This window comes from Lentibacillus kapialis (genome assembly GCF_014646635.1).
Taxonomy (GTDB): Bacteria; Bacillota; Bacilli; order Bacillales; family Amphibacillaceae; genus Lentibacillus; species Lentibacillus kapialis.
On record NZ_BMNQ01000008.1, the window covers coordinates 1 to 14,561 of the forward strand.

The window sequence follows — 14,561 nt, forward strand, 5'->3', positions numbered from 1 at the left end:
ATTGACTTATCGAGGAGTCACGCTACAGCATTAGTGCTAGAGCCGGACGTGGCAATATTCGACGAAGTATCAATAGGGCTAAAAATTATATACTTTCTGATCTTCTTAGAAAAACTCGGCATTCGCATCGTCTTATAGCGAATGCCAAAGCTTCTTATAAGGTCATCCATAATTTATACTTTCTGACGTTATAAAAAAGGCAAACCCCCTAAAGGGTCTGCCTCATGACTTCATGTTTTGCTCGGCCATTTCAATTGCACGTTTCACCATATTGCCGGCATCCTGTGCTCTGATGCCGCCCCAGCCTTCCTTCTGGATTGTGTCGTAAAAACCTAACTCTTTTGCAATTTCTTCTTTCAATTGATCTGACATTGCTCCGCTGCGTCTGGCCATGAAAGAATATCCCCTTTCCTGTCAAGAGTGGTTACGACATCTATAGTTTATGGAGACCACAGCAAAAAACACCCGTAATATGTATACAAAAAAGGAAATTTTTATTACCGGATGTTTTCGTATATTATTTTGATACCATTACAAAACTAAAAAAGGCGAACTTAAATCAGCCGGAATGATGTTCAACATAACAGACAGCTTATATCAATTAAAAAAGCAGTAAACCAAAGGTCACTGCTCTGCAATCATTGCTTTCCCACCCTGAAAGTTCAACTCCACTGTCTCGGTCAAAACGTCGGCATAGCTGTATGAAACACGTTCGAATGCATTCTCGTCCTGATCCAATTCAACAATAAAAACAGAAGGATATGTTTCTGCTAATATGCCGCAGCGTTCAATTGTTTTGCGTCTGCCACCGTTTGCTTTTAAACGTAATCGTTGGCCGACATGACACTCAAGACCTTGCTTAATTTCGATTAATGTTTTTGCCACTATACTCCACCTCACTCATAATCATGTTAGCATATGCTTGTATAACAGTCAAGTAAAACTTTTTATTATACCAGTATAGCTTTTTAGATGTCAACAAGAAAAATTGCCCTTTCATGCTTATTATGACAAATTCTTTACAAATTATGTATGCATATGTGACCGGAATCGGCGTGATGCCGATTCCATGGTTGATACTAAAATTTTAATTGTCATTCTCCTCCGGGATATAGGGCATCCCTGTTCGTAAAAGCCCCCTTGTCTCCACGCCTCCCATACCCTTTTCGCCAGTTAATGTATTGCGGAGGACATCCCATACTGCCACTTTCTCCATAAACGGTGTGTACGCGATTTTTGCTGCAATATAAACCGGGTCCAGTGCGTGAATGTTAATGCGGGATGGTGAGCTCGCAAAGTTCGCCCCGGCCCGGATAAGCGATTCAAAATGCGATTGGCAAGCACCGGCAAATATCACCAGATCATCCAGTCGAGGATTCTTTTTTCTTATATTTACAACAGTTTCAGTAAAATATTTTGAATGGCGGTAGGCACGAAGATCGCTTTTAGCCCCTTTATTTTCGGAAAAGGCATCGTGGCCTGTAATCACAATAATATTGGGCTGAACAGCGTCTACGAGCGGGCCAATTTCTTGTGGCATTTCTTGTTCATGAACGTAGACCCCATGGACCTCCAAACCCACCCTTTGGTATAGTTCGGTACATTTTCTAAGATAAGTCCGGTCACCGTCCACATGCAGAACCTTGGCTGGCAACTGGAATAAACCGGCAGTATGCTGATATCCATTGCCTGAGTGATAATCGCGCTTATCTTTCATTAACCGATAATCCTGCCGAAACAACCGGTAAGAATATTCCTCCTGCTCCCGCACCTTCTGTTTCAGCATTTTTAAATCTCTTTTCCCGACATGCTCCAAATCATCCAAAGGTGCATCTGCTGCCAGCCGCATATCCTCGCCATGGAGGATAGCTGTATCCCCGGTGATTGATGCAATACGGAACAATAAATCATGATTATGTGATTGGCGTGTGACACGTTCACCTGCTGAAAAATTCATAAATACACCTCATAGCCTCTGATCCGGATGATGAAATGCAACTACAGCCAGCGTGAATTGGCTTCTCCGCTGATTAAGTAGCATTCATGCTAAATAGGTCTCTATCTACAGGCTATGATACCAGGGCTTGCCTTGTGTTTATTCTGTACAGAAGCTCGCCATAAAGGCAATAAGAAAACTGTTGCCATATGAGGTCAACAGTTTTACGTACTGTTTTCAATTATTGTGTGAAATGTGTTGGCTAAGACTGCAAACTCCTTCATGTTCAGGGATTCGCCACGCCTTGTCCCGTCAATCCCCGCCTGCTTCAAGCCATCTGCTGTCGTCTCGCTGCCGAGTGATGCTTTAAAGTGTCTGATAAGATTATTACGCAACGTTTTACGCCGTTGTGCAAAACACGCTTGAACGATAGCGAAAAAAAAGCTTTCATCGGTGACCTGAACAGGAGGTGACTCTCGCTTAGTCAGTTTCAAAACACTCGAATCAACATTTGGTGGCGGCATAAAGACGCTTTTAGGTACATTCATGACCACTTCTGCACGCGTATAATACTGTACGGCAATGGACAATGAGCCATACTTTTTATTATTTGGCTTTGCAGCCATCCGCTCAGCTACCTCTTTTTGGATCATAACCGTAAAGCGTGTTACCGGTAAATGTTCACGCAGCAATTTCATCAAAATTGGTGTCGTGATGTAATACGGCAGATTAGCAATGACATGAATTGGCTGATCAGATTTAAACTGATTCTGCACCATAGCAGAAAGATCCGCTTCCAGAATATCCTGATGGATGATTTGTATATTATCATATGGCGCCAGTGCATCTTGCAGGATGGGGAGCAGACGCTGATCAATTTCATAGGCTATCACCTTATCGGTATAAAACGCCAATTGCTCTGTGAGCGCACCAATGCCGGGACCGACTTCTATGACACCGGACTGCTTATCAATACCTGCCTTTTGAATAATATTGTTCAGGATATTAACATCGATAATAAAGTTCTGTCCCAAACTTTTTTTAAAGGAAAATCCATGCGCCCCGAGTATCTCCTTTGTCCGCTTAGGCGTTGCAATCCATTTAGCCATCTTTATTTTCCTCCTGGATAACCTGGTACATGGCCTTATCAAATTGATCTTTTGTGATCTGAAACATGGTAAGCCGTTTGAGGAGTTGCTTGCCGTTGGTATGCCCAATCTGCAGCAGTTCACCAAGGTGGTCCCGTCTTGCGGCCGCCTTCGAATCGCCAATCAGACCTGCCGAAATCAGGTCATTTCTCGAAATGTCGGAAGCCTCTCTTTCAGTTATGTCATAAACGCCATGAAGCGCTTCCTTTATTGCCTCAGGCGATGCATGTTCGATTCCGAGACTTTTTCCGACTGAATGTTTCGCACGAGCGGCATCACGCGGCAAAAAAGCATGTTTGCAGCCCGGTACAGCCTGATCGACAATATGACGAATCCGATCACCGGGATAGTCTGGATCTGTAAAAATTATGACTCCCCGTTTAGCTTGCGCGTGTCTGATCTGTTTTATCACACGATCATTGACTGCGGAGCCATTTGTTTCAATTGTGTCCGCCTCCACTGTCTGACGGATTTTAGACGTATCATCGCGTCCTTCCACAACAATGATCTCTTTTACTTTCACATACATACCTCTTCTCATAATTGGATTGTTAGATGAATGATCCGTGTATTTGCTGCCAGTTGATAGTCGGAATACAGTAATGCTCCTGTCACATGTGACAGGAGCATTATACCATATCTTAATCAAGAATTTTGACTGTAACCGATTTTCTGCCAAAACTGAGTGCATCTGCCTGAGATGGCATATGTAGATCAATACGGTTTCCTGTGATGTTTCCGCCGGTATCGCCGGCAACCGCAGTTCCGTATCCTTCCACATGTACTTTGCTTCCCAGCGGAATAACACTTGGATCAACGGCAACAACATTCATGTTAGGATTTTCATTTAAATTGATACCGGTGGTTGTAACACCTGAACATCCGGAACAATCTGCTGAGTAAGCTGTCGCCGACATTTGCAGTACTTCCCCGTTGCTCGACCTGCTGCTGGTATCATTACTGCTTGATTTGCTGCTGCTTTTTGGTTCACTGTCGCTTTTCGGGCTACTTTCTTTGCTGTTGCTACTTTCCGAGGACAATGTAGTCAGGTTATGCTCTGGCTCTTTTTCTTTCGTACCAAGTGCTACAATGCGTTTTTTGCTTTCCTGTTTCACTTCTTTATTAACAAGTTTTTTGTTGACTTTTTTTCCATTTTCTTTTGTTATTTCAAACGTTTTAACGAGAGTACCTTCTTGCCCCTTAGAAATGACCTTCTTTTCACCCTTCTCAAGGGTATTATCCTTGCGCTCTTCTACCTCAAAATCAATGGTTTCTTTTACTTGATCCGTTTCTTTTTTAATACGTGTAATGGTGATGGGGCGATCTTCTTTGATATTTTTATCCTTACCAGGTTTTAATTTGTCTGCACCATCAAGCGTAATCTTATTTTCATCCAGAAGCTTCCCGACTTTTCCGCCGGTGGTCCAGACTTTTTGTTTATCACCGCCGTCATTAACCGTTACCTGAAATGCCCGATCAATCGAATAGACCATCTTATCAGTTATAGCTTCTTTTTTGGAATGAGAAGTTTTATCATGTTTGGTGACATCAATCCCTTGTTCTTCAAGAAATTCATTGAGATTGTCAGCCGTTGTATGGTAATCTCTTTCGTTGCCATTAATCATAAGGGTAATTTCATTTGCTTTTTTGTATGTAATCGTCATGCCGTCTTCAATCACAGCATCGGTTTTATGTGATAGTTTGTCATGTTCGTCGTAGGCAATACCTGTTTCATCCAGTAATTCGTCAACGGTATCCGCGTGTGTCTCAATAACCCGCTTTTCTCCATTATCAACAATGGCTACTTCTGCTTCGGTTGTTTCAACAATGATAAATCCTGAAAATACAATAAGTGCTAACAACCCAACTCCAGACACAATCCATTGCCAGATTCCTTTCGGCAAAAGATTAGAAAAAACATTCATCTTTTTTGCCTCCTTCCATCGCGATTTTGATTATATAGACAGTACTATGCAATTACAACGAAAATTCGTTTACGGTTAGTTTACATTTAAATTACAAAAGGTAACCATCGTATAACAAATCTCTATAAATACTGGCATAACAACTTTTGCACATTAGAAAACTTGGCATTCGCCTCGTCTTATAGCGAATGCCGAAGCTTTTCTTATAAGGTCATCCATCATTTATACTTTCTGACGTTATAAAAAATGAGACCGTAAACTTATCCGGCCTCATTGAAAAAAACGTTTTTATTACAAAGAGATTACGACAAATTTCAAGGTTTTTTGGTGATGTTGAAAAATTTAAAAGCATTTTCTGTCGTTATGCTACTAAGCTCATCGAACGGTATTCCCCGAAGTTCAGCAATTTTCTCAGCAATTAATTTGACGTAGGATGGTTCGTTACGTTTGCCCCGATTTGGATGAGGAGCCAAAAACGGGGCATCCGTTTCAACCAGCAGCCGGTCAAGAGGAATTTCAACCGCTGCCTCCTTTGGTAGAGAGGCATTTTTGAACGTAACCGGGCCACCGAGCGATATATAAAAATTCATATTTAGAAAAGATTGCACATATCTGGGCGAATCATTATAACAATGCATAATACCACCGATTTCATGAGCTTTTTCCTCCTGCAGCAGCTCCATAATATCTTCTGTTGCCTCACGGTTATGGATGATAATTGGCATATTGACCTTTTTGGCCAAAGCTATCTGTTTACGAAAAACCTCTTTCTGCACATCCTCAGGTGACTTGTCCCAATGATAATCCAGTCCCATTTCGCCGATCGCCACTACTTTGGGATGACTTGCGAGTTCCTCAATCCAAGTGAGATCTTCATCGGTCATATCCACGGCATCAACCGGGTGCCATCCCACTGCTGCATAAATTGTTTCATATGCCTCTGCAATCTCAATTGCCAGCGGAATTGTCTGACGGTCAAACCCGACAACAACCATGTATTTCACCCCGTTATCAAAAGCCCGCTGGATGGTTTCTTCCCGATCTTCAAAAAACTGGTCCGCGTTCAAATGAACATGCGTATCAAATAACATAGCGCCACTCCTTATCATAGGAAAAGGCCAAACTCGGCTGAGCTGACCTTTTCCCGATTTTATATCATTACTTTACGATTGAGCCATTTGGCAATGACTGTTCAACCGAAGTCAGAACCACTTGCCCGCTGTCGTCTTCACCGCAAAGGATCATTCCTTCAGAATTTTCCCCCCGAAGTTTCACAGGTTTCAGATTGGTCACACAGATAACTTTTTTTCCGATCAGATCTTCCGGTTTATAAAACTCAGCTATCCCGGATATGACTTGCCGCTTATCTGTACCGGCATCAAGCTGAATCTTCAGCAATTTATCGGTCTTTTTCACCGGTTCAGCGTTCAGAACTTCTGCCACCCGCAAATCCAACTTCATGAAGTCGTCAATCGCGATTTCCTCTTTTTGTTCCGGAATTTGACTTGTTGCCTTTTCTTCCTCCTGCGCCGGCTTTTGCATCATTGCCTTGATGGTTTCAACCTCTTTTTCGACATCAAGCCGCGGAAAGATGGGTTCGCCTTTCTGAACGGGAGTTCCTGCTTTGATCAGCCCATTTTGATAAACATTATCCCATTCATTCAGTAAGGTTTTATCCAACCCAAGCTGACGGGAGATTTCCTGAGGTGCTTCCGTCAAAAATGGCTGTAGCATAATCGCGATTTTGCGTAGTGATTCAGCAAGGTGGGCCATCACATTGCCAAGTCGCTCTTTGTTTGCTTCGTCTTTGGCAAGAATCCATGGTTCTGTTTCATCAATATACTTATTGGTACGGCTGATCAGTTGCCATAATGACGAAAGGGCGACTGAAAACTGCATATTTTCCATCGCATTTTCAACCTTTTCGATTGTTTCGCTCTGCAGTTTTTCCAAAGATTGTTCAACGTCTGTTTCAGATGCAATGTATGCCGGCATTTCGCCGTCAAAATATTTTTTAATCATCGCAATAGTGCGGTTCAGCAGATTACCAAGATCATTTGCCAGATCGTAATTCATCCGCTCAACAAAACCTTCAGGCGTAAACACACCGTCAGAACCGAATGGAACTTCGCGCAACAAATAATACCGCAGCGCATCAAGCCCATACCGGTCAGTCAACTGAATAGGATCAACCACATTTCCTTTCGACTTGGACATTTTACCGTCTTTCATCAATATCCATCCATGTGAAAAGACTTTTTTCGGCAATGGCAGATCCAATGCCATCAGCATAATCGGCCAATAAATCGTGTGAAAACGGACGATTTCCTTACTCATCAGGTGAACATCTGCTGGCCAGAATTTCCGGTACAATGAATCGTCATCCGTTCCGTAGCCCAACGCTGTAATATAGTTGGTCAGAGCATCAATCCATACATAGATAACGTGCTTCGGATCTCCCGGCACTTTAATTCCCCAGTCAAAGGTTGTCCGTGATACAGCCAAATCGCCCAGACCAGGTTTAATGAAATTGTTCAGCATTTCATTTTTGCGGCTTTCCGGCTGAATGAATTCCGGATTTTCCTCATAAAATGCCACCAGCCGATCAACATACTTGCTCATTTTAAAGAAATACGACTCCTCTTTCACCTTTTCAACAGGATTACCGCAATCGGGACAGTGCCCATTATCCAATTGGCGTTCCGTGAAAAACGATTCGCATGATGTACAATACCAGCCTTCATATTCATCAAGGTATATATCACCCTGTTTCACGAGTTGATCGAAAATACGAGCCACCACTTGTTTATGCCGTTCCTCCGTGGTGCGGATAAAGTCATCATTGGTAATCTTCAGCTTCTCCCATAGGCTTTGGATACCAGTGACAATATCATCGACATATTCCTGTGGCTCCATGTTTTTTTCCTGCGCCTTACGCTGGATTTTCTGACCATGTTCATCCGTCCCGGTCAGGTACATAACGTCGTATCCGCGCAGCCGCTTATAGCGTGCCATAGCATCACCGGCAACTGTGGAATAGGCATGTCCTATGTGTAAATTTCCGCTCGGATAATAGATCGGGGTTGTGATATAAAATGTTTTCTTTCTGTTTGGCATTGGCTTGCCTCCTCTATCATTATTTCTATTGTAGCTATTTTAAATCAGTTTGCCAATAAAGTGAAACTTCATTCAGTGGGACGCTTTTTTCCCACTGAATGTTAGCTGAACAGAATCGGGCATTTATGAACAGATAGCCGCCGTCTTTGACGGATGCTGCAGCCTGTTACATGCAGGATAAGGCAAAAAACTGCTATTTATGTCGGTTGAAATGTCACGATAAACGTTATTTTAACAAAAAACATATACGTTGTTTAGTTTATTAAATTTTCTCATTTATTTATATTTTAGTATATATATTTATTGACACTTATTATAATGACTGGTACTATATTCCATAAGTAACTGTCGAAACATGCCGAAAAATTTTGGAATACCTGGCAGTAAACAAGCCATTTAGAGGGGAGAAATGGAAAACATGAAATCCACTGGAATCGTTCGGAGAGTTGATGAACTCGGTCGTGTCGTTCTTCCGATTGAATTGCGCCGTACGCTTGACATTAACGAGAAAGATGAACTGGAGATTTACATCGACGATGACAGGGTTATATTGCGAAAACATATACCGAATATGACATGTCAAATCACAGGGGAAAATTCAGATGATAACTTCTCATTGGCAAATGGTAAAATCGTCCTTAGTCCTAATGGGGCAGAGCAACTGATTGAAGAACTTCAATCCCGATTAGATAAGTAACTCAAATGTTATATAAAAACATCTGTATGTGTAAAAAACGGCTGACGCTTTGGTTGTCCAACGTCAGCTGTTTTTTTATTAACGTCAGAAAGTATAAAATTTTTAGCTTTATCGATGCTTTGTCGAATGTTACCACGTCCGGCTCCAGCGTCTTTGTTCAAAGATCAGAAAGCAAAAATAATAGAGGGTTTAATGGTGACATTTATGCATGGTCATTAAACCGCATTGCTATTGATCAATATGGTATGCTTGGTAAACGTCCCGTTTTGGCATGCGCCGGTCAGAAGCGGTACATTTGATGGCATCTTTACTCGATAAATCCGATTCATTAATATAGTGAGAAACGTGCTCAACGACTGAAAGACTGCTCCACCAACGGTCATTTTCCTGTGTCCACTCTTGGGAAGCCCCTTCAACCACCAGGCAAAATTCACCTTTCAATTCCGTTTTATCAGCCCAATCGATAATTTCTGCAGCAGTGCCGCGTACATATTCCTCAAATTTCTTCGTTAATTCTCGGGCTATTGTAACCCGGCGGTTGCCAAGATGGGTATATACCATTTTCAACGTATCTTTTATCCGGAAAGGTGATTCATAGAAAATAAGCGTGCCACTGATCAATCTTATCCGCGCGAGTTCCGTTTCTTTCTCCTTCTTTTTGCGTGGCAGAAATCCGTAGAATAAAAACTCATCCGCGGGCAGCCCTGACCCGGCCAATGCACATAAGGCTGCATTCGCTCCCGGCAGTACAACAACTGGATAATCAGATTCAATCGCTGTCTGAACGAATTCATATCCCGGATCTGATATACCGGGCATACCTGCATCACTGACAATAGCAATTGATTCACCATTGTCAAGCCGGTCCAACAGCTGCCTGCCGCGTGTTTCTTTATTATGTTCATGATAACTGATGAGATAGGAGGAAATATCAAAATGATGCAACAGCTTCTTTGTGTTCCTCGTATCCTCAGCGGCAATGATGGAAACTTCCTTCAATACCCTCAATGCACGAAACGTTATATCTTCTAGATTGCCAATCGGCGTCGGTATGACATAAACCGTGCTGTTTTCCTGTCCGCTAAAGCTCTTTTGAATTTTCATATTTTATCACTTCTTTCAGCTTATCCCGGATTAACTCGGCTTTCCCTTTCCGTGATAGCTGTTTAATCTCATGTTCCTTGCGCAAGGCATCCTCTTTCGTTTCAAACTTCTCTACAAATACCACTTGAAATGGTCCGCGGCCGCGTGTATATTTAGCGCCCTTTCCTTCCTCGTGCATTTGAACACGTTGCTCCAGATTATTTGTATACCCGGTATAAAGCGTGTCATCAGCACATTTTAAGATATAAACGATATGCTCATTGTTTTCCATAAATAATCTCCTCTGCTTCCGTTGTATACGTATTATCATCATTATAAATATATAAAGGCGGTAAAGTTGTCAAATCAGCGCTTCCATCCCGGATTCCTTCAATTAAAATCATATTAGCATCCCGTCCGTGCTTAGGATAGATAAACTGAAGCCGCTTAGGTTCAATTTTATATTGACGGAATAACGTGATAATATCGGCCAATCTAGCCGGACGATGTACCATTGCAACTTTACCGCCCGGACGCACATGCAATTTGCTTGCTTTGACGGTATCTTCCAGTGTGCTGTGCACTTCATGGCGGGCAATCGTTAAATGATTATTTCGATTGTGTTCTGTTCTGGCGGGTGTCGGGAAATATGGCGGGTTGCAGGTGACCACATCAAATCTGCTGTGTCCAAGCACATTTTTCATTTCCTTCAAATCACCATGAATCATCGTGAGTTGATCTGCCAGCCCGTTCAATTCCATGTTCCGCTTCGCCATGTCAAAAAGCCGCCCCTGTATCTCAACTCCTGTGATTGACGCATTCGTCCGTCGGGATAACAATAATGGTATCACACCATTACCGGTACATAAATCAAGAATATTGCCCTTTTTGATCGGAACATACGCAAATTGAGCCAATAATACAGCATCAAGGGAAAATGAAAATACTTCAGGGCTCTGAATAATATGCATCTTGTTTTCTGACAGCAAATAGTCCAGCCGTTCATCATCAAATAATTGTACCATTCAACACTTCCGTTCTTTCAGCGATACAAAAACTGTCTCTATCGGCTAGAGACAGTCCTATAAGTGCGTGTTCAAAAAGGAGGATAAAAAGGACCAAGAAGTTCGAGGCGGCGCAGTTTCGAGCAGCGGAATATATGCTTTTAAATACATAAGCATAAGTAATGCTTCCATGAATCTGCATCGCACGTAGGAAAAGTGGTGTTCTTTTCCAAGGAGCGGAGAAACAAGCCAACGAAGAAATTCGAAGTGTCATTTTTACCGGACTTTTTGAACAACCTCTATAATATGCTATTTTGTTTTACTAAGAAACTGAAGGCAAAATAAGCAATCTTCTTCCTGTCGTGGCGTGCCAAAATGGACATTGCAAATATGAAAACCCTCTTCGTACAGCCGTGCCAGGTTGTCGTAGCCTTCTCCGGGTATAATACTAGAATCATTTACCACTTTATTTTCCTTAAAATCATCATCCGCTTGCTCCAGGCGGCCGCGTAAATGGTGATTTTCCATTTCCAAGCGATGCTTTTCCTCTAAGAGATTGCTTAGTTTGCCCTTTAAATCACCAAGCTGTTCATATAATTCGCCAATCTGGGTCTCCATATCGGACACCTGATCGAAAATTTGCCGCTGTGACACGCTTATTCACCCCACTATTCTGTGGCTTGCGCTGTAATAATACCTTCATCAACCATCTCATCTAAGGTATATTCAATAACATGTTCGTTTTCGGGTATTTCTATATGAATGACACGTTCCAGAATATTCAAACCGATGACATTTCCTTCACCGTACGGCGTGTTGATTTTCTCACCGATATCCGGCATTTCACGTTTTGCCGTTTCATAGTCATCGTTTTCGTATTTGAGACAGCACATCAGTCTGCCGCACAATCCCGAGATTTTTGCAGGATTAAGGGACAGATTCTGATCCTTGGCCATTTTAATCGAAACCGGCTCAAAGTCGCCAAGAAAAGTTGAGCAGCAAAGCAATCTGCCGCACGGCCCGATTCCGCCGAGCATTTTGGCCTCATCGCGCACACCAATCTGTCTTAGTTCAATCCGTGTTTTAAAGGTTGCTGCCAGATCTTTTACAAGGTGGCGGAAATCGACACGACCATCAGCCGTAAAGTAAAAAATAATTTTATTGCGGTCAAATGTATATTCAACGTCCACCAGATTCATATCCAACTGGTGCTCTTTAATTTTTTGAGTTCCTGATTCCAGCGCTTTATCAGCAAGTTCGTGATTTTCAACCACTGCTGATTTATCTTTTTCATCCGCCACACGAATAACTTTCTTAAGCGGAAGGACAACATCCTCTTCGTCAACCTGTCTATTCGTAATGACTGCTTTTCCAAACTCAATCCCGCGAACCGTTTCAACAACAACATATTGGTTAACCTCTATATCAATGTTTCCTGGATCAAAATAATATATTTTACCCGCTTTTTTAAAACGGACCCCAATTACTTCTATCATTCAATCACCTCTGTATTTGAATGGTGAGCTGCTCCATCACAAGTGTCGGGTGGACATTTTGCTTGAGTTTTCGTTTTGCATCAAGCAGATTATTCAATATTTCCAGCAATTTTTCCTGTGAGAAGAACATCACCAGATTGTTGATTTTCTCATCTTCCTTGAAAAAAACGATCATGTCCTCTTCTTTGCCGATATGGTAATAAAGTATATCTTTAAATGCCAACATCAAAAGGTCCAGACCCTGTTCCTGCTGAGGGCGTTCCTTGAAATGCGGTATCCACTGCTGGTGGATAAATAAAAAAGCATCATTTGTATGTGTTGAAAATATTTCTACCAATTGTATCATTAATTTTCTTGCCTGAGCAAACCACTCATCCCCATTCCAAGAAATTGCTTCATCCAAGTTGTTGGTTAATGTGCTCAGTAAAACAGCCGTCCCTCGGGAAATCCCTTGATTGATTAACTGCTGCTGAAACGCCTGCGGATTGAGCGGCTTTAAATCAATCGTCTGACAGCGCGACCGAATAGTCGGAATAATTGATGAACTGTTTTCGGTCATCAAAATCGCCGTCGTCTTTTTGGATGGTTCTTCCAAAAATTTTAAAATACGATTAGATGCATTCATTGTTAACGTATCAGCACCTTTCACGACATATACCTTTTGGTCGGTTTCCAGGCCTGAATAAATGAACTCCTTTTGAAGATGTTCAATCTGTTCTTTTTTGATGGACTGTTCATCCGGTTCGATCCAGTGCATGTCAGGATGGTTGCCCGAATCGATCCGTTTGCACGCACTGCATTCCTGACAAGGCTCAACATTAAACCGGTTTGTACAGAAGAGTGTCTTTGAAAGTAATGTGGCAATCGTTGTTTTCCCTGTTCCGCGTTCACCCTGAAGCAAGTAAGCGTGGGAGATGCGGTCTTTATGAATGCTGTTGGTTATGATTCTGCTGGCCAGCGGCTGGATTTCGGCTATGTCAGACCACGTTTTCATTTTCTTCCCTCTTTATTATATATTGACCTATAAATCCTGCATGTCAGCAGTTTACGGTTTTTGGTCAGGCATCGCGGCTCTAGCCTGCAATGCCTGTGAACTAAAACTGTATGAATTGTTCGATCGGAAGGATAAATACGGTCGCACCACCAACCTCGACTTTGACTGGTTTTGGAATATACGAGTCGGCATTACCACCCATTGGAGAAATCGGTGCTACCATCTGTTCGCGCTTGGAGCAATTGTCCTTGATGACATTCAATGCATGATCGACATATTGATCCTCACAGCCGATCATCAATGTAGTGTTTCCTTCTTTTAAAAATCCGCCGGTTGTTGCCAGCTTCGTAATTTTAAAGTTCTCTTCACCCAAAGCATCAAGGAGACGGTTAGTGTCTTTGTCCTGAACAACTGCAACTAGTAACTTCACGGCTCTTCACCCCTTTTTTGCTTATTTTTTAAGTGGAAATCGATATATTTGACTGCGTCACATTCGACTTGTGTGAATGGCTGGTCTGCATTAATTACTTGAATCCGGTGAGGATATCTGGATACAAGTAATTGATATGCTTCATAAACCTGTTCATGGAACCGGATTTCTTCAAGGTCAAGGCGGTTCCTTTCCCTATCTTTATTCGCTGCAATACGGGCCAATCCCTTTTTTGGTTCAATATCAAGAAATAATGTTAAGTCAGGCATAGCATCCTGTATGGCAAACTTATTTATCAAAAATACTTCTTCCATCCCAAGTCCTCTTGCATAACCTTGATAGGCAAGACTGCTGTCAACAAACCTATCACATAAGACAATTTTTCCTGATTTCAAAGCAGGAAGGACGACTTCTATCAAATGCTGACGTCTGGATGCCGCATATAAAAGGGCTTCGGTACGTCCATCCATAGCTGTGTGTGCCGGGTCGAGAATAATCCCACGTATTTTCTCAGCTATTTCAATACCACCTGGTTCCCGAGTCGCCAGGACATCATAACCCATTCCTGTAAGTTTTGCTGATAGCGTTTGGAGAATTGACGACTTACCGGAACCATCTCCACCCTCCAATGTAATAAAGTAACCCTTCACGTGTTGTTGCTCCTTTGTTAATAAAGTGAAACCTCAATCAGTAGCGAGTTTGTCCCGCTGATAGTCAGTTGAACCGAAAAG

General features: G+C 42.2%; 17 protein-coding genes. 1 reads left to right on the forward strand and 16 read right to left on the reverse strand.

All coding sequences use genetic code 11. The features are described 5' to 3' along the window. Positions 1-222 precede the first annotated feature (222 nt). From IEW67_RS04990 to metG, 8 genes are all read right to left on the reverse strand, one after another. Complete coding sequence (locus IEW67_RS04990; RefSeq protein ID WP_188631966.1) at positions 223-393, reverse strand: small, acid-soluble spore protein, alpha/beta type; 171 nt, start codon at positions 391-393, stop codon at positions 223-225. A gap of 231 nt (positions 394-624) precedes the next feature. Further along, a complete protein-coding gene (veg, locus tag IEW67_RS04995; protein WP_188631967.1) occupies positions 625-885 on the reverse strand; it encodes a biofilm formation stimulator Veg in 261 nt (86 codons plus the stop codon). A 202-nt stretch (positions 886-1,087) separates the two neighbouring features. Next, positions 1,088-1,957: a sporulation peptidase YabG gene (gene yabG / locus IEW67_RS05000; RefSeq protein WP_188631968.1), complete on the reverse strand. Its 870-nt coding sequence runs from the start codon at positions 1,955-1,957 to the stop codon at positions 1,088-1,090. Positions 1,958-2,160: 203 nt separating this feature from the next. Continuing rightward, on the reverse strand, positions 2,161-3,045 hold the full coding sequence (rsmA, locus tag IEW67_RS05005) for a 16S rRNA (adenine(1518)-N(6)/adenine(1519)-N(6))-dimethyltransferase RsmA (RefSeq protein WP_188631969.1): 885 nt from the start codon (positions 3,043-3,045) through the stop codon (positions 2,161-2,163). Beyond that, entirely contained in the window at positions 3,038-3,607 is a 570-nt protein-coding gene (gene rnmV, locus IEW67_RS05010; RefSeq protein WP_188631970.1) for a ribonuclease M5, read from the reverse strand. Before rnmV ends, rsmA begins: the two co-directional genes overlap by 8 nt. A gap of 118 nt (positions 3,608-3,725) precedes the next feature. Beyond that, the gene (locus IEW67_RS05015) at positions 3,726-5,009 is read right to left on the reverse strand and encodes a resuscitation-promoting factor (RefSeq protein ID WP_188631971.1); all 1,284 of its coding nucleotides are present in this window, start codon (positions 5,007-5,009) and stop codon (positions 3,726-3,728) included. 314 nt (positions 5,010-5,323) lie between these two features. After that, positions 5,324-6,100 (reverse strand): TatD family hydrolase, encoded by a 777-nt coding sequence (locus tag IEW67_RS05020; protein WP_188631972.1) that lies wholly within the window; start codon positions 6,098-6,100, stop codon positions 5,324-5,326. 67 nt (positions 6,101-6,167) lie between these two features. Next, a complete protein-coding gene (gene metG / locus IEW67_RS05025; RefSeq protein WP_188631973.1) occupies positions 6,168-8,126 on the reverse strand; it encodes a methionine--tRNA ligase in 1,959 nt (652 codons plus the stop codon). A 418-nt stretch (positions 8,127-8,544) separates the two neighbouring features. Between metG and abrB the strand changes: the two genes are divergently transcribed. Further along, positions 8,545-8,823 carry a transition state genes transcriptional regulator AbrB gene (abrB, locus tag IEW67_RS05030; protein WP_188632045.1) on the forward strand — a complete coding sequence of 93 codons (279 nt, stop codon included), beginning with the start codon at positions 8,545-8,547 and terminating at the stop codon, positions 8,821-8,823. Positions 8,824-9,051: 228 nt separating this feature from the next. On the opposite strand, the gene rsmI is transcribed toward abrB, so the two are convergent. The 8 genes from rsmI to tmk all read right to left on the reverse strand — a co-directional run bounded on the left by rsmI (position 9,052) and on the right by tmk (position 14,480). Beyond that, positions 9,052-9,927, reverse strand: a complete 876-nt coding sequence (rsmI, locus tag IEW67_RS05035; protein WP_188631974.1) for a 16S rRNA (cytidine(1402)-2'-O)-methyltransferase — start codon at positions 9,925-9,927, stop codon at positions 9,052-9,054. Continuing rightward, on the reverse strand, positions 9,905-10,198 hold the full coding sequence (locus IEW67_RS05040) for a GIY-YIG nuclease family protein (RefSeq protein ID WP_188631975.1): 294 nt from the start codon (positions 10,196-10,198) through the stop codon (positions 9,905-9,907). Before IEW67_RS05040 ends, rsmI begins: the two co-directional genes overlap by 23 nt. Continuing rightward, positions 10,185-10,931, reverse strand: coding sequence for a tRNA1(Val) (adenine(37)-N6)-methyltransferase (locus IEW67_RS05045; RefSeq protein WP_188631976.1), 747 nt, complete (start codon positions 10,929-10,931; stop codon positions 10,185-10,187). The genes IEW67_RS05040 and IEW67_RS05045 overlap by 14 nt, the downstream gene beginning before the upstream one ends. 288 nt (positions 10,932-11,219) lie before the next feature. Next, entirely contained in the window at positions 11,220-11,564 is a 345-nt protein-coding gene (gene yabA / locus IEW67_RS05050) for a DNA replication initiation control protein YabA (RefSeq protein ID WP_188631977.1), read from the reverse strand. Positions 11,565-11,578: 14 nt separating this feature from the next. Next, entirely contained in the window at positions 11,579-12,406 is an 828-nt protein-coding gene (locus tag IEW67_RS05055; RefSeq protein ID WP_188631978.1) for a PSP1 domain-containing protein, read from the reverse strand. A 4-nt stretch (positions 12,407-12,410) separates the two neighbouring features. Further along, complete coding sequence (gene holB, locus IEW67_RS05060; RefSeq protein WP_188631979.1) at positions 12,411-13,400, reverse strand: DNA polymerase III subunit delta'; 990 nt, start codon at positions 13,398-13,400, stop codon at positions 12,411-12,413. 100 nt (positions 13,401-13,500) lie between these two features. After that, positions 13,501-13,830: a cyclic di-AMP receptor DarA gene (gene darA, locus IEW67_RS05065; protein WP_188631980.1), complete on the reverse strand. Its 330-nt coding sequence runs from the start codon at positions 13,828-13,830 to the stop codon at positions 13,501-13,503. Then, entirely contained in the window at positions 13,827-14,480 is a 654-nt protein-coding gene (gene tmk, locus IEW67_RS05070; protein WP_188631981.1) for a dTMP kinase, read from the reverse strand. The genes darA and tmk overlap by 4 nt, the downstream gene beginning before the upstream one ends. Positions 14,481-14,561 lie beyond the last annotated feature (81 nt).

Bases quoted from the DNA above. Each gene is read 5' to 3' on its own strand.
- yabG (WP_188631968.1), bottom strand. From the start codon at position 1,957: ATGAATTTTTCAGCAGGTGAACGTGTCACACGCCAATCACATAATCAT.
- rsmA (WP_188631969.1), bottom strand. From the start codon at position 3,045: ATGGCTAAATGGATTGCAACGCCTAAGCGGACAAAGGAGATACTCGGG.
- metG (WP_188631973.1), bottom strand. From the start codon at position 8,126: ATGCCAAACAGAAAGAAAACATTTTATATCACAACCCCGATCTATTAT.
- IEW67_RS05040 (WP_188631975.1), bottom strand. From the start codon at position 10,198: ATGGAAAACAATGAGCATATCGTTTATATCTTAAAATGTGCTGATGAC.
- rsmI (WP_188631974.1), bottom strand. From the start codon at position 9,927: ATGAAAATTCAAAAGAGCTTTAGCGGACAGGAAAACAGCACGGTTTAT.
- IEW67_RS05045 (WP_188631976.1), bottom strand. From the start codon at position 10,931: ATGGTACAATTATTTGATGATGAACGGCTGGACTATTTGCTGTCAGAA.
- abrB (WP_188632045.1), top strand. From the start codon at position 8,545: ATGAAATCCACTGGAATCGTTCGGAGAGTTGATGAACTCGGTCGTGTC.
- IEW67_RS05015 (WP_188631971.1), bottom strand. From the start codon at position 5,009: ATGAATGTTTTTTCTAATCTTTTGCCGAAAGGAATCTGGCAATGGATT.
- IEW67_RS05020 (WP_188631972.1), bottom strand. From the start codon at position 6,100: ATGTTATTTGATACGCATGTTCATTTGAACGCGGACCAGTTTTTTGAA.
- IEW67_RS05055 (WP_188631978.1), bottom strand. From the start codon at position 12,406: ATGATAGAAGTAATTGGGGTCCGTTTTAAAAAAGCGGGTAAAATATAT.
- IEW67_RS04990 (WP_188631966.1), bottom strand. From the start codon at position 393: ATGGCCAGACGCAGCGGAGCAATGTCAGATCAATTGAAAGAAGAAATT.
- holB (WP_188631979.1), bottom strand. From the start codon at position 13,400: ATGAAAACGTGGTCTGACATAGCCGAAATCCAGCCGCTGGCCAGCAGA.